Annotated in this window: 16 protein-coding genes; 15 read left to right on the top strand and 1 reads right to left on the bottom strand. The window is 54.6% G+C overall.

The annotated features are described in order from the left end of the window. Nucleotides 1–55: 55 nt before the first annotated feature. From NYE92_RS08045 to NYE92_RS07990, 12 genes are all read left to right on the top strand, one after another. Nucleotides 56–592, top strand: a complete 537-nt coding sequence (locus NYE92_RS08045) for a fimbrial protein (protein ID WP_014605327.1) — start codon at nucleotides 56–58, stop codon at nucleotides 590–592. 42 nt (nucleotides 593–634) lie between these two features. Beyond that, the gene (locus NYE92_RS08040) at nucleotides 635–3,109 is read left to right on the top strand and encodes a fimbria/pilus outer membrane usher protein (protein WP_259018847.1); all 2,475 of its coding nucleotides are present in this window, start codon (nucleotides 635–637) and stop codon (nucleotides 3,107–3,109) included. Nucleotides 3,110–3,166: 57 nt separating this feature from the next. Next, complete coding sequence (locus tag NYE92_RS08035) at nucleotides 3,167–3,916, top strand: molecular chaperone (RefSeq protein WP_013026601.1); 750 nt, start codon at nucleotides 3,167–3,169, stop codon at nucleotides 3,914–3,916. Nucleotides 3,917–3,974: 58 nt separating this feature from the next. Continuing rightward, nucleotides 3,975–4,553: a fimbrial protein gene (locus NYE92_RS08030; protein ID WP_217268014.1), complete on the top strand. Its 579-nt coding sequence runs from the start codon at nucleotides 3,975–3,977 to the stop codon at nucleotides 4,551–4,553. Beyond that, on the top strand, nucleotides 4,553–5,107 hold the full coding sequence (locus tag NYE92_RS08025) for a fimbrial protein (protein ID WP_019106037.1): 555 nt from the start codon (nucleotides 4,553–4,555) through the stop codon (nucleotides 5,105–5,107). Before NYE92_RS08030 ends, NYE92_RS08025 begins: the two co-directional genes overlap by 1 nt. Nucleotides 5,108–5,268: 161 nt before the next feature. Further along, entirely contained in the window at nucleotides 5,269–5,487 is a 219-nt protein-coding gene (locus NYE92_RS08020) for a FaeA/PapI family transcriptional regulator (protein WP_014605330.1), read from the top strand. Further along, nucleotides 5,487–6,161 carry a hypothetical protein gene (locus tag NYE92_RS08015; protein WP_014605331.1) on the top strand — a complete coding sequence of 225 codons (675 nt, stop codon included), beginning with the start codon at nucleotides 5,487–5,489 and terminating at the stop codon, nucleotides 6,159–6,161. The genes NYE92_RS08020 and NYE92_RS08015 overlap by 1 nt, the downstream gene beginning before the upstream one ends. Beyond that, nucleotides 6,140–6,934: a fimbria/pilus periplasmic chaperone gene (locus tag NYE92_RS08010; RefSeq protein ID WP_015699801.1), complete on the top strand. Its 795-nt coding sequence runs from the start codon at nucleotides 6,140–6,142 to the stop codon at nucleotides 6,932–6,934. The genes NYE92_RS08015 and NYE92_RS08010 overlap by 22 nt, the downstream gene beginning before the upstream one ends. Next, nucleotides 6,924–7,436 (top strand): fimbrial protein, encoded by a 513-nt coding sequence (locus NYE92_RS08005; RefSeq protein ID WP_019106036.1) that lies wholly within the window; start codon nucleotides 6,924–6,926, stop codon nucleotides 7,434–7,436. The genes NYE92_RS08010 and NYE92_RS08005 overlap by 11 nt, the downstream gene beginning before the upstream one ends. A 9-nt stretch (nucleotides 7,437–7,445) precedes the next feature. Then, entirely contained in the window at nucleotides 7,446–7,949 is a 504-nt protein-coding gene (locus NYE92_RS08000; RefSeq protein ID WP_014594224.1) for a fimbrial protein, read from the top strand. Between the two features lie 33 nt (nucleotides 7,950–7,982). Continuing rightward, nucleotides 7,983–8,516 carry a fimbrial protein gene (locus NYE92_RS07995; RefSeq protein WP_015699804.1) on the top strand — a complete coding sequence of 178 codons (534 nt, stop codon included), beginning with the start codon at nucleotides 7,983–7,985 and terminating at the stop codon, nucleotides 8,514–8,516. Nucleotides 8,517–8,652: 136 nt separating this feature from the next. After that, a complete protein-coding gene (locus NYE92_RS07990) occupies nucleotides 8,653–9,510 on the top strand; it encodes a hypothetical protein (protein ID WP_013026593.1) in 858 nt (285 codons plus the stop codon). A gap of 201 nt (nucleotides 9,511–9,711) precedes the next feature. Here the strand turns inward: NYE92_RS07990 and NYE92_RS07985 are convergent, their stop codons facing one another. Then, nucleotides 9,712–10,902 carry an ROK family transcriptional regulator gene (locus NYE92_RS07985; RefSeq protein ID WP_259018844.1) on the bottom strand — a complete coding sequence of 397 codons (1,191 nt, stop codon included), beginning with the start codon at nucleotides 10,900–10,902 and terminating at the stop codon, nucleotides 9,712–9,714. A 60-nt stretch (nucleotides 10,903–10,962) separates the two neighbouring features. Between NYE92_RS07985 and NYE92_RS07980 the strand changes: the two genes are divergently transcribed. Genes NYE92_RS07980 through NYE92_RS07970 form a run of 3 tightly spaced genes read left to right on the top strand, consistent with a single transcriptional unit; the run spans nucleotide 10,963 to nucleotide 14,362 of the window. Continuing rightward, nucleotides 10,963–12,339 carry an ABC transporter substrate-binding protein gene (locus NYE92_RS07980; protein ID WP_013026591.1) on the top strand — a complete coding sequence of 459 codons (1,377 nt, stop codon included), beginning with the start codon at nucleotides 10,963–10,965 and terminating at the stop codon, nucleotides 12,337–12,339. 44 nt (nucleotides 12,340–12,383) lie between these two features. Further along, complete coding sequence (locus NYE92_RS07975) at nucleotides 12,384–13,298, top strand: carbohydrate ABC transporter permease (protein WP_217697374.1); 915 nt, start codon at nucleotides 12,384–12,386, stop codon at nucleotides 13,296–13,298. After that, the gene (locus tag NYE92_RS07970) at nucleotides 13,298–14,362 is read left to right on the top strand and encodes a carbohydrate ABC transporter permease (RefSeq protein WP_158150814.1); all 1,065 of its coding nucleotides are present in this window, start codon (nucleotides 13,298–13,300) and stop codon (nucleotides 14,360–14,362) included. Before NYE92_RS07975 ends, NYE92_RS07970 begins: the two co-directional genes overlap by 1 nt.

Below are 14,362 nucleotides of genomic sequence, written 5' to 3'. Positions count from 1 at the left end.
CCCTACCCGGTCAGCTCATGACCGGGTAGGGGAGTTATCTACAGGCATAAACAGGATGCATATTGTTTATTTGCGTTTGACGCTATTCATCTTTTTTATTTGCCATTTCACTGTCCAGGCGTCCCCGATTAAAGATGAGGGGCAGGGCCGTGTTTACGTTAATGGTCAGATTCTGACATCGGCGTGCAATATTCATACTGAAGATGTCTGGCAAGAATTTGTGTTCGATTCACTTACGCCGCATATCGTAGAGAATAATAATGGGCTCAATGAAAAACGATTTTCCATTCGCTTAGTGAATTGTGATCTTAGAGATGAAGATAAATGGCGAAGCATAGCGTTCACCTTTTCAGGTGAGGCGGTTTCTCACGCGCCCTCTTTATTTTCGCTGAGGGGCGAGGCCAAAGGGATTGCACTCAAAGTGACTGACAGTGACGGCGAGCAGGCATTGCCGGGCATACCTATGCACAGCGTTGTCCTGAGTCAGAATGAACATCAGTTTGATTATGTTATGCAGGTGGTTCCGGATGGAAAATTCTATATAGAAGGCGACTGGGCGGGTGCAATACGTTTTATGCTGAGTTATCAGTAAATCCCTTTCTTGCACGATTCGCTATAACAAAAGATAACGTAAATGGGTAAACCACAACTATTACATCGATATTGTCTTTTTTTTAGCGTTTTAATAACGATGTCGGGTTATTGCGGCGATACACGCGCTGTTGAATTTAATACTGACATTCTTGATGCCGAAGATCGAAATAATATTGATTTATCCCGTTTCGCCCGTGCGGGTTACATCATGCCGGGTACCTATAGTCTCACACTTCGGTTGAATGAGCGGAATATCATTGAACAGGAGGTGGTGTTTAAAGAGAAGAAAGGTGCCGAAGAAGTGCAGGCCTGTCTGACGCCTCAGCAGGTTGAGTTACTCGGTCTTAAGCACGATGCGCTGGCAAAGATAAGCTTTGACCATAATGACGACTGCGCTGATTTTTCCGCGCTGGACGGTGTCAGGCTGCGCGGCGATCTTTCAACCTCGTCGCTCTATATTTCGGTACCCCAGGCCTGGCTCGAATATCAGGATGCCACCTGGCTGCCGCCTTCACGCTGGGAGAATGGCGTACCGGGGGTAATGCTGGATTATAACATCAATACCAGCTTCACCCGTCCGGTACACGGCAGTCAGTCACAGCGAGCCAGTGCCACCGGTACGCTCGGTGCAAACAGCGGCCCCTGGCGTTTGCGAGGCGACTGGCAGGCTAACTACAACAAGACCGGCGGCTCCAGCGGTGGCACGACCCAACGTATCGACTGGAGTCGCTTTTACCTTTATCGCGCGCTGCCGTCGCTTATGGCAAAACTCACCCTGGGTGAGGATTATCTTCGATCGGATATTTTTGATACATGGCGCTTCACCGGCGCGTCATTGGTCAGCGATGAAAGCCAGCTGCCCCCCAGGCTGCGCGGCTACGCGCCGGAGGTGAGCGGCATTGCACGCACCAATGCCAAAGTCATCATCAGCCAGCAGGGACGGATCATTTACGAAACCATGGTGGCGGCAGGACCGTTCCGCGTGCAGGAACTCAGCAGTGCGGTGAGTGGGCAACTGGACGTAAAGGTGGAAGAGCAGGACGGTAGCGTACAACACTTTCAGGTCACCACCGCCACCGTGCCCTATCTGACCCGGCCGGGCCAGGTGCGTTACAAGCTGGCCACCGGGCGACCCTCCGATTTCCACCACCATGTGCAAGGGCCGACATTTGGCACCGCCGAAATATCATGGGGCGTGGCTAACAGTTGGTCACTGTATGGCGGGAGTATTTTCTCTGCGGACTATCACAGTCTGGCCATTGGTGTGGCTCGTGATCTTTACCGGTTTGGTGCGCTCTCAGCGGATATCACCCAGTCTGCAACATCGTTACCGGACAGGGGACATTTACAGGGCCGTTCCTACCGTTTGAGTTATTCAAAGCGCTTTGACGACTTCAACAGCGATTTGACCTTTGCGGGCTACCGTTTTTCCGAACGCAATTACATGACCATGACGGAGTACCTTGACGCGCGCTATCGCAATGGCGTAACGGGCAGCAGTAAAGAACTTTATACCGTTACGGCGAGCAAAAGTTTTACGGATCTCAACCTTTCTGCCTACCTGAGCTGGTCTCACCAGACGTACTGGGATCGCCCGCGTGCCGACCGTTACAGCCTTTCTGCCAGTCGTTATTTCGATCTGAACCGTTGGCGCAATCTGTCCGCCACCGTTTCCGCCGTGCGAACGCGCGATTACGGCCGTAAGGATGATGCGCTCTGGCTAACGATAAGTGTTCCTTTTGGTCAGGGGACGGCCAGCTACAACGGCAACTGGAGTCAACAGACTTACAGCCAAACCGCAGGATGGTATGAACGCCTGGAAAACGGTGACAGTTATCGCCTGTCGGCCGGAACGCGAAGCGGAAAAAGCGAGAGCATCACGACCCAGGCGAGCGGGCTGTACAGCCACACAGGAACGGCTGCAGACATCACCGCCAATCTGGGCTGGCAGCAGAACGGCTATACCTCAGCGGGCTTGTCGATTAGCGGCGGCCTGACAGCGACCAGCGAAGGGGGCGCGCTCCATGGCAGCAGCGTCAGAGGAGGCACCCGAGTGTTGGTCAGCACCGATGGCGTGGCGAATGTGCCGGTGGGCCGTAATGGCATGACCAACCGATTTGGCCTGGCCGTAGAACCCTCCGTACCCGGCTACTATCGCGCCACGGTCAAGGTAGATGTGAATCGGTTGCCGGATGACATCGAAATCAGTAGCGCGCCCGTTGCGGAAGTTTCACTGACCGAAGGGGCGATTGGTTTCCGCCGTTTTGACGTGCTCAAGGGTGCGAAAGTCGTGGCGACTGTCGCGATGGCTGACGGCACTTTTCCTCCTTTCGGGGCCAGCGTGCGCAATGCAAAAGATCAGGAGTTAGGCATGGTGAGTGAAGGGGGCTTAGCCTGGATTTCAGGGGTTAAACCCGACGAGGTGCTGACGCTGTTCTGGGGCGACAAGGCACAGTGCCGGACAACGCTTCCGTCACTCATCCCCGACAGTCAACTGCTGCTGCCCTGCGAGTAACCTTCCCATGCAGCCTGTCTGGGATCTGAAAGCAAACGTATACAAGGTGCAAACGAGATGATGAAAAGACGCAAGGATAGGTGGGCATTACTGTTGATAACGAGTGTGCTGGCGACGTTGGCAGGGCAAACAGCGCAGGCCGCCATTGCCCTTGATCGCACGCGCGCCATTTTTAACGGAGGCGAAAAAAATCTCATCCTGAATATCAGCAACGACAATCAGAAAGAGCCCTATCTGGCTCAGGCCTGGCTGGAAGATGCACAGGGCAATAAGCTCACCAACTATCTCAGGGTCACGCCGCCCGTGCAGCGCGTGGAGCCGGGCGCAAAGAGCGTCATTCGCATTACCGCGTTGCCCTCTTCCGCCTCGCTGCCGCAGGACAGGGAAAGTGTGTTTTATTTCAGCGTCCGGGAAATTCCGCCGCGCAGCGACCGCGCCAACGTGTTGCAACTGGCCCTGCAGACCCGAATCAAACTGTTCTATCGACCAGCCAGCATCACCCCTGAGCGCTTCAGCCGCCATGATGATCAGTTAGTCCTGCACAAAGTGAAAGGCGGTTTCCGCGTGGAGAACCCAACACCTTATTACATGACGTTGCTGGGGATCATCAGTAAAGGCAACCGTGCTGTTGAGAAAAGCTTTGTGCCCGTCATGATCGCCCCGATGTCGAGCGAGACGGTGAAGTCCTCGGTTTCCCGCGATCCGCAAATTATCACCATTAATGATTTTGGTGGAAAACCTGTTCTGCCCTTTCTCTGCCAGGGCTCGGTATGTCGGGCCGATCCCGTGGCTGTCACTCAGCACTGAAGAAGGAGACAGAATAGTGATAGTGCGAGCGTCTGAACTCTATGTCGGATGGAAACACATGATGGCAATAACCCTGATCGCAGTGCCGCTGATATCCACGTTCCCGCGAGCTCACGGACGGGAAGCCCGGTGGGAAAATACGCTAAGAGGAATGTTGCAGGCCTCAGGCTCATTGATCACCTCGCCCTGTGTATTAATGCCGGAATCTCAGGTTCAGCATATTACGCTCAGCCCTGTTGCGTTGGCGGCGTTAAACAAGACAGGCGATGTCACTGTGCCCGTGGATATTCATCTCGTACTGGATCACTGTCCCAGCGGCGCCCGGCATTCTGGCACCCCACAGGACCTGCGCCACAGGTTATGGCTCGCCGATCAGCGCTCGGTCAGACTGCGTCTCCTCGGCGACAGGGCCAATGATGATGCGCGATTTTTCAGCATAAAAGGCGCATCCGGTCTTTCTCTGCGCATGGAGGATCCTTTGGGTAACCTCCTGATTCCCGGCCTGTTAAGCCAACCCGTTCCGCTTGCCGAGGGGCGCAATGACCTGGTACTCAAAGCACAGCTCTGGCGTAACCGCGATCCGCTGGAAGCGGGCGAGTGGCAGGCCGTTATCAACATTGGCATGGAGTACGAGTGATGGAGAACCTAATCCGTTTTCGTCGCGCGGGCGGTGGTTTGCTGATAGCGATTGGCCTCACGATGTTCACCGCGCTGCTGCTGGTCAGGGCGAAAGCGGATGCGGGATCAACGGACGTTGTGTTCCGCGGAACGCTGCTTGCCGTGCCCTGTCTGGTCGACATGGATTCGGTGGATCAGACGGTAGCCTTCTCGCCCATCGTCGCCCGGCACTTTACCACCAATCATCAGTCCTATCCGGTCGACTTTTCCATTGCGCTAAAAGAGTGTGACCTGTCTGTCGGCTCGCAGGTAAGCGTCACGTTTTTTGGCGATAAAAACGCCGTAAATCCTGCACTTTTTGCGCTGAATGGCACGGTGGAAGGGTTGGGGCTGGCGGTCAACGATGCTCAGGGTAACGCGGTACTTCCCGGTGTGCTTCAGCCGCCTGTTGAACTCACCGACACGGAAAATCGGCTGGAGTGGCTGGCCCGATTGCAGCGTACGGCCGCAAATGGCGAGGTCACGTTAGGGGAATACAGTGCAATGATCACCTTTCAGTTGCAATACGAATAAAACAGCACCGTTACTGCCGCCTTGTAGTCAAGGCCGCAAAGCGCACAGCATCAGGAGGTACAGCCGTTGAATATCTTCAGCTTGTTAGATCAAGGCCATCAAGCCGGTACTCAAACTCATCCGGCCAGCGTGCGCGGCCGGGTACTGATCAGGGAGGTGATATGCGTAACGAACGCCTGAAACAACAGTGCCTTGCCGTGCTGGGCACCGCCAGGGACGTGGACAAAGGACTGTCCACCCGAGACATCGCTGATGCGCTGGATATTAGCGTGTACAAAACCCGATTGCTGTTGCTGGATCTTGAGAAAGAAGGGCGGGTCAAGGCGCTGCCGCGTGAAAAGCCCTGGCGGGGGGCGGCCCGGCGCTGGGCGGGTCGTTGATGACTGGCACAAGTGTGTGTTCAAACGCCTTCTTCCAGCTTGGGCTTGAGGCGATACAGCAGGCGCTGTCAGACCATTTGGGCAAGCAGATTCGCCTTCAGGGATTCTACTTTCCGACGATGCAAGCGCTGCTCGCCTGGAGCATGAATCCACGGCTCGCAAAGGGATGCATGATTGTGATTGCCGGCAGTAACCCGGTGCTGTCGGTGTTAAGCGGCCTGGTGGATCCGAAGCGCATCCTGCTGTCAGACGCGGGCGAATCCCGGCAGGCACTGATGGAGAAACTTTACATCAAGGCGCGATGCGCGCACCTGAAGGTGCCGGTAAAAAAAGAGGCCATTTACCTGACCCGGCGTGAAGTGATCTATATGCGCGCCTTTATACAGGGCAAACCACACCAGTCACACAGTAAACGTGACAGCGGTATTCGACTTGCTGTGATGAAGAAAATTGGGGCAACAGGGCCGGTTTCTCTGCTGATTCGTTTTCGCCTGTTGCGCGGCCTTAAAAGCGATTACCTGCTGAAACCTGCCCGGTTAGCGCACGGGCAGGCGGTGGAACAGCGCGGCGGCATCCCGCAGAACATCACGCCGACTGCGCAAAGAGACAGGCGTTGCCTCGGGCAGCCGGAAACACAACAGGACATTTTGCTATGTGGACAAAAGCGATATTGATAAAGCTCTGGGCCATTCTGGCGCTGGCAGGCAGTGTGAATGCCCATGGCGCGCTGACGGTTGATCGATCGCGCCTGATCCTTAATCAGGGGGAAAAGTCGATCAGCCTGAACGTAACCAACCGCAATGAAAAAGATCCCTACCTGGCGCAGGGCTGGATGGAAGATGTAGACGGAAAAAAAATCAGCGGTCCGCTGATGGTATTGCCGCCGGTGCAGCGTGTTGAAGCGGGCGGCAAGACGCTGGTGCGTATTCAGGTTCTCCCGGCCATCTCGTCGCTGCCGACAGACAGGGAAAGCGTTTTCTACCTTAATCTGCGGGAAATACCGCCAAAATCGGCTAAAGCCAACGTTCTGACGCTGGCGATGCAGATCCGGCTCAAAGTCTTCTATCGCCCTAAAGGACTGAACGTGGATCCGATGTCAGATACGGTTCCCGGCACGGAAACCCTGACGCTGATTAAGCAGGGAAACCAGTATGAAGTGCACAACCCAACGCCCTACCATTTTTCCTTCGTCGAAGTCAGACGAAGCCTGACCGGAAGCGGACTGGCACGTTTTGAACCCGTCATGGTGGCACCGAAAAGCCGCCAACTGCTCAGTCCGACCGTCAGTGAGTTAGGCAGCACGCCGGTTCTGATGTTCGTCAGCGATTACGGCAGCCAACGGTTGTTGCCGTTTATTTGCAACGGCAACACCTGCCAGGCAGAGAAATCGCGCATACCGGATGAGATTTCCTTTAGGCAACAGCAGGCGGAGCGCAATGAAAGCTAAATTCAGGCTGTGCAGCCTTCTGCTGCTGACTGCATTCATGGCGAGCAGCGTACAGGCAGAGGTTAACAATGGGGATATGACCACGCTGACCATCCGCGGCATTCTGGTGGAGACGCCGGAATGCGTGGTCAACAACCAGGAACCCATCGAGGTGGACTTTGGTGAGGATGTGGTGATTAGCCGAATAAACGGCGTTGATTATAAAAAGACACGAATCATGTACAGCCTGCTGTGTACATCCCTGGCTAAACAGGGGCTAAAAGTCACGATTATCGGCGAACCGGCTGCGTTTAATACTTCGCTGCTTGCAACCAGCAAATCGGCACTGGGTATTCAGTTAATGCATGAGAATGCCGCGCTGTCGCCGGGCAGCAGCGTTGCATTCAATTATAACGACGGCGCGTTGCCCGAATTATGGGCCGTGCTGGCAGTACAGAACAACGCTCTGCCCACGGCCGGTACCTTTACAGGTAATGGAACGATGGTGTTTGAGTATCAGTAAGGAGCCAGCATGCACCCTGTTTATATTCCGCTCGTGTTTAGCGCCGTATTCTGCTTGCCGGTTAACGCAGCCAGTGAGAACCCGAAGGCGGATGTGACGTTTCGCGGCACGCTAATCGAACGTATTCCCTGCACCGTTAATAACGGTGACACCATCACGGTGAATTTTGGTGATGATGTGATGACAACCCGGCTGGACGATGACAACAGCAATGTTTACAGCCGGGAGGTTGTGGTTCCGCTGGACTGCAGCTCACGCGATGTGCGGTTGCGCATTGATGGCATCACCTCGGCGTTCAACCCTGAACTGCTTGCCGGTCATCAGGCGGGATTCGGTTTTCGCCTGATCTATGGTGACAGAACGATGCCGCTCAACGACTGGATCCAAACGAACGTCAGCGCGCAGGGCATGCCCGATCTCACCTTTACCGTTCGGCCCGTCAGGCAGGAGGGCGTAACGCTCAACGGCGGAGAGTTCAGCGTCGTCGCGTCTTTGATAGCGAATTACCTGTAAACATGGAACATCATGACAAATCAAGGAGTCAGGATGCCTGGTTATGAAGGATATGCGAAAGGTCGACATCGGTGGCCCGGAATACGGGTGGGCAGTCTGCTGTTGGGGGGATTAGCCCTGATTGCACCCGATGTCTACGCGAACAATCTTGCGCTCAAAGGAACGCTTATCACCCCGCCGTCCTGCATCCTTAACGGAGACAGCACGCTGGAAATCAGCTTTGGGGAAAGCATCAGAATTAAAAGCGTTCCCGATGGTCTGTATCGCCAGGCCGTTAACCCGGGGCTGGAGTGCGATAGCAGTAATCTGGCATGGAACCTGGTGTTAACCGTCGCCGGTACAGCGGCAGGATTTGATAACGAGAGCGCAACGGTCGTGACCGCAGAGCAGGCGGATCTGGGCGTGAAACTGTATATCGACGATGCGGCGTTTGAACTCAACAAAGCGTACAAGGTGAATGGCCAGACGCTACCGAAGATAGAAGCCGTGCTGGTTCAGCGTGAAGGTGCGGAGCTGGATGAAGGCGATTTCACGGCCAGGGTAACGTTACGCGCTGAGTTTCAGTGAAAACGGCGGGTGCCTTAACTTGAAAGGTGACGCCCACACGGCGCGGTTTTCACTCAAGGCGCCTCTCTGTCGCGAATCCTGTGGCGAAAGGCGGAGCTTAAAGCCTTTTGTAATGAATAGTCTGTGAGGAAACCTCATGCGTTTTTTTTATTTCCTAACCAGCGTGTTTTTTCTGCTGTTTTCGTCATGCCCGGTGAAAGCCTTATTGCATGAGAATGCACCTTTCCCGATTTTTGTGGGTAACACGCAAAAAGTGCCCGGCACACAGGTCGAATTTCATGTCGGACGCGCCACGAGTTACATCGATCCCCATCAACCTCACTACGTTACGGCAAACTCAGGGATTGCGATTTATTTTTACTGGTGCACACAAAGTGGTGGCAGTTGTGCAGGCCCCGGGAATACCAGTGTGCCACCCGAAAATATCATTGCTCGCGGGGAAGGCTGCCCCACCGATGACATACATCAATTTATCGATTGTCTGCATGAGAAAATAGATCCAGGCGGGCAATATATGGCGACCGTCCCTGACAATGTGGGGTCAGATTCGCGGCTGACGCGCGGCCGGGTTTGTTTACGCTATCTCAATGATGTTAATTCGGTGCTCGGCACAACGTTTACCTCCAGTTATAACTCTTGCAAGTTATCGCCGCCGACCCAAACCTGGTGCGCGATGGAAACTCCTAATGTGGATATCGATTTTGGCATAGTCCATGTGGGAGAGGCTGAAGGACAGACGCGGGAAAAGGATATCAGCGTGTATTGCTCGGGACCGGCCAACTATATTATCGATCTGACAAGTGAAGATTCCTCTGTCCCTTTAAGTAACGGCATGAAAGCCGAATTAACTATCGATGGGCAGTTGATACAATCCCAAAGGCTGGTTTCAACGGAGCAAGGCTCAACGACTTATAAGCTGCAAGCGGAATTGAAGGGGCAACCTGTGGCAGGGGCTTTTAACAGTACAGCAATACTGTTTATTTCCTACCCGTAATCGTGCTGGCAGGATTGATATTTACCGGGCCTGACAGGGCACAATGTTGCACGGGCCATTCTGGTCGGATCTAAAAGCCTGTGGGAAGCCAGGCCTGTTAATCATCGCCCTGTGAGTCAGGGTAACAGGGAGCAACTGTTTTCACGCTGAATGCGCCCACTCATGGGCGCTGCATTTTAACCACTCAATGAGGCTGAGATGTCAGCTAAATCCCTGGCGATCCCCGCCATCCTGCTGGGCAACGTTATGCAGAACCATGGCGGCGGCCCCAAATGCGACGGTATCCGTGGCGGAGATATCCGGCAGGCAGATCTCGGGTTGCACGACACGGCTGCCCTTTAAGCTATCCAGCCTGGAGAAGTCGAGCCAGACCGCGAGCCGTTCACGAACGTTTTGAGGCAGTGTTCCCCCCACATAGATCGCCGCAGGGGCAAGAACAGCGTTCAGCATAAAGCCCAGACGGGCGATTTCCGGGCCTGTTCGTTCGATCCATTCGTCGAGAACGCTGACGTTTTCAGTAAGGAATCGCTGCCAGATGTCTTGTGAGCGCCCATCCGGTATCTGGCCGAGGCGATGCTGACACCATGCCGCAAGGTCAGTAAAGGAGGGGCGGGGCCTGTCGAGTGGCAGTAACAGACCAATTTCGCCCGCGTTGCCAAGATGACCGCGATAACGCTGTCTACCCAGAATAATGCCGCTGCCGACGCCTTCTGACAGATAGAGATAGAGAAAGTCTTCATGATTAGCCGCATTACCCAGTGCCATTTCACCCATCGCTGCAGCATTGGCATCATTCTCAATTAACACCGGACAGCCCAGCGCCTGCTGAATGGACTCGAACAGTCCGGGTTCATCCCAGGAAAGCACCTCGGGAGCCAGATGAAGGGGAGCAACGCCTCGCTGGAATCGCGTGGGCATGGCAATGCCTGCACCAATCACTAAAGTATCCGGAATGTGGTTTCTCTCAAGCAGGGCTCTGTGCCCCTTCTGAATCGCTGACCGGGCCGTGGCGAAGTTATCGTAAAGGCCGCGCAGCTCAATTTCGTCAACCCGCTTCCCTGTGAAATCAAGCAGCATCAGCGTAATGGAGAAGCGGCTGGCATGAACTCCAACGGCATAACCAATGGCGGAATTCAGCGTGAGATCAATGTGCGGAGCGCCCCGGCCAGACGGGCGACGCGCCCCTTCGACGATGATCCCTCGCCTGATGAGATCGCGGGTCATCATGCTGACGGCAGCCGCTGTTACGCCACAGCCCTCGGCGAGCTCGGCACGCGATGCGGCGTGGTTGCGACGCAGATAACGCAGCACCGCAGACTGCGTTGTACCGATTCCTTCCCAATACTTCGATGAAGTCAATGCCGCTTCTCCCTGTCGTTGTCGCGTGGTCATGAACCTGTCATTTAAATAAATTAACTTACTTAAATAATAGGTACAACGGGAATAAAAACCATGTCGAAAAAACGCACTCTCCTGGCAAGCGTAATGATTTCCGCGCTCTGTGTCGGCATTGCCCATGCCGAAGAGATCACCATCAAACTCTCCACGCTTGCTGAGCGCAGCGCACCCAACCGCATCACCAATATTGAAGATGCCGCCGACATCATGAACAAGCAATTCAAGGCTGCGGGTGTCGATAAACATATCGTGATTCAGGCCAACAGCAGTGCGGTCAAAGGCTGGGACGACTTCGCGATGGACATGCTGAAGGCGATGTCCGTCGGGCAGGGGCCGGATATCTATGTGCTGCCTCATGAGTGGATTGGCCAGTTTGCTAAGGACGGTTATGCCTTGCAAATGAACGATAAGATCGCTGCTGCGCCGTGGGTCTACAGCGATATCCTGCCTGTGCTGTGGGATTCAGCAAAAGCAAACGATGGCAAGATTTATGGCATACCGCAGGATGCCGAAATACGCATGTTTTTCTACAACAAAGATATGTTGAGAAAAATCGGCAAGGATGAAGCTTTTATTAACGCTATCCCTGCCAGGGTGGAATCCGGTGACTTCACCCTTGACGATCTGACTGCGCTGGCCAAAGAGGTCGTGGACGGTAAAGCGGCCCAGTATGGCATGCTGCACCGCCCGAACGTGGGTATTGATTATCTTATGGTTTTTCAGTCATACGGCGTGAAATTTATGGATGAGAAGACCGGCAAACTCATCTTCCCCAAAGCGGAAATGGCAGACGCCCTTGGCTGGTATGCGCGTAATGCTAAGCAGGGCGTCACGCCAGTCGATAATACGGCGATGAGCTGGGATGCCATTCAGGGCGCGTTCAAGCAGGAGAAGGCGTTTATTTTCCACCAGGGTGTTTGGGCAGTGGCCTGGCAACTGGGTGACAAAAATGGGGCTGTCTGGCCGTCGGACAAAGACGGTTATTTTCATAAGATAGGCTGGATTCCTGCTCCCGCGGCCAAAAAGGGCGGCCAGCCCTCAAACCTGTCGCATCCGCTTCTCTATACGGTGAATGCCAAAAGTAAAAATGCCGACATCGCTGCCGAACTCGTGGCATTAGCAACGCTGCCCTATTTTAACAACGAACATGCCGTAACCTCCTATCACACCGCCATCAGCAACGCGCAAACGGCGATGCCGAAATACCGGGATAACTGGGTGTTGTCTGCTGCCTCGCCCATGATGGCGCATGCGAAGTTCGTGCCCAATCAGACGCAGTTTGGCAGCTACAACAAGGTGCTGTTCAGCGGCCTACAGGCCGTGGAAACAGGGAAAATGACCGCAAAACAGGCCGTTGATTTTATCGCTGAAGAGTTAGAACTGCAGTTCGGCGACGATATAGAAATCCGTTCGTCCGTTGCCAACAAATAGGGTTTAGCCCGCCTAATGCGATCGTTAATATTGAGGGAGGTGAGATGATGTCGCAGTTCCAGCCTCGGGCGCACCGGCCCGCCCGGCCCGTCTTCTATCTCGCGCCCGCTATCGCGCTGTTGGTCGTCTTTTTCCTGGCGCCCATCATCGTCAATACCGTTATCGCCTTTACCGATATGGGTGCGGATCTTCGGGTCGGTCAATTGACACTGCATAACTTTGAGCGGATTGTGTCGCGTGATGCGCGTATTCCGGGCGTGCTACTAACAACGCTGATTTACGTAACGGCGACGCTGTTTCTTTTCAATGTCGGTCTGGGTGCGCTGCTGGCTATCACATCAACGGCAATCCCTGACCGACTCGGGAATCTGTTTCGCGGTCTCTGGCTTTTGCCGCGCATGTCACCGGCCGTGCTCTACAGCATTCTGTGGATATGGGTGGTCGATCCCACGCCGTCCGGTTTGCTTAATCAGATAACGGGTTCCTTCGGGTTGCAGCCGATGAATCTGCGCAATGATTTCCCCTTGTTTCTGATCGTGGTGGCCAATGGCCTGGTCGGCGCATCCTTTGCCATGGTCATTCTGACGTCAGCGATTCGTTCCATCCCTTCACATCTTGCCAATGCGGCACGGATAGATGGGGCGAGCGAGTGGGGCGTGCTGCGTTATGTTGTGGCCCCCGCGCTGTCTCAGCCCATTCGATTTATTACGATCTATCAGGGGCTCTCCCTGATGACGACCTACGAATACATTCTGCTCATCACCGGGGGCGGTCCCGTTTACGACTCCACACCTTATGCGCTCTATATCTACCGTCGTGCCTTTGAAAATGGTGCTTATGCCTATGGTGCGGCCCTGGCGCTGGGTTTGATGGTGATCGGCGTCGCCGCGACCTTAATACAGTGGCGTGTCAGCAATATGCGCGCGACATTCGCCGCGCCGAAAATCGAGGTATTATGATGTCACGCGTCCAAACCACATCGGTTGCCACATCGAAATGGGCCCGTCTTGAACGCAGAGGTACCGTCAATCGTGTCGGCTTCCTTTCTGTGGTCATTCTCTTCCTGACGCTGATTTCGGTTCCGATCCTGCTGCCTTACCTCTGGCTTCTTGCGAAATCCCTGACCACCTCTGATGCATCTATCAGTCGGCTTGTTCTTTGGCGCACCAGCGCCATTGCGGGCGTGGCTTATCTCGGCGCGATCGTGCTTGCTTTTATGGCAGAGCGCTTGCGCAGGCCGGTATTGTCCTGGAGTGCGCTCGGCATCATCGTGCTGCTCCTCGTGATGATCTTTCTGATGCCCTATCTGACGTTGCACAACTACCGGTTTCTCTGGCTGCGGGATATCGCGAATACCGGCACAACGCGTGTGGATCTGATGCCATCGGTCTGGACGGCACTGGGCAGCTCCCTGATCTTTGCCGTCTCTCAGACGCTGATTGTGACGATCGTCGCCACGCCAGCAGCCTACGCGCTATCCCGCTTTGCCTTTGCCGGCCGGGAAAATTTTCTTCGCGGTTTGCTGCTGTTACATGCTTTCCCCGCGCTGGCACTCACCATCGCCATCTTTATCCAGCTCCATTATATGGGCCTGCTCAACCATCTCTCCGGCGTGGTGATGGTCATGAGTGCGCTGGAACTGCCCTATGCGATCTTTGTTCTTAAAGGCTTTTTTGACGGCGTGCCCTGGGATATTGAGATGAGTGCGGTGACTGATGGTGCCACCCGTTTTCAGGCCTTACGCATGGTGGTGTTGCCCCAGGTGCGTAGCGGACTGATTGCGATCGCCACCTTTACCTTTCTGCGCGGTTGGGAGGAGTACGTCTTTGTTCAGACGTTACTCATCGACAAAAGCCAGATGACGATGAGCCTCTACCTCTTCTTTGTTGCACAGGACAATACCGGCGCGGATTACGGCATGATCGCCGCCGTCGGCATTATTTACCTGCTCCCCGTGCTCGTTCTCTACACCTTCACGCAGAAATACATCACCCAAATGAGTTTTGGCGGTATTAAGGGATAA

It is taken from the genome of Pantoea sp. B566 (assembly GCF_024793925.1).
GTDB lineage: Bacteria > Pseudomonadota > Gammaproteobacteria > Enterobacterales > Enterobacteriaceae > Pantoea > Pantoea ananatis.
Note: the sequence above shows the minus strand (reverse complement) of the source record. Positions and strands in the feature narration are given on the sequence as shown.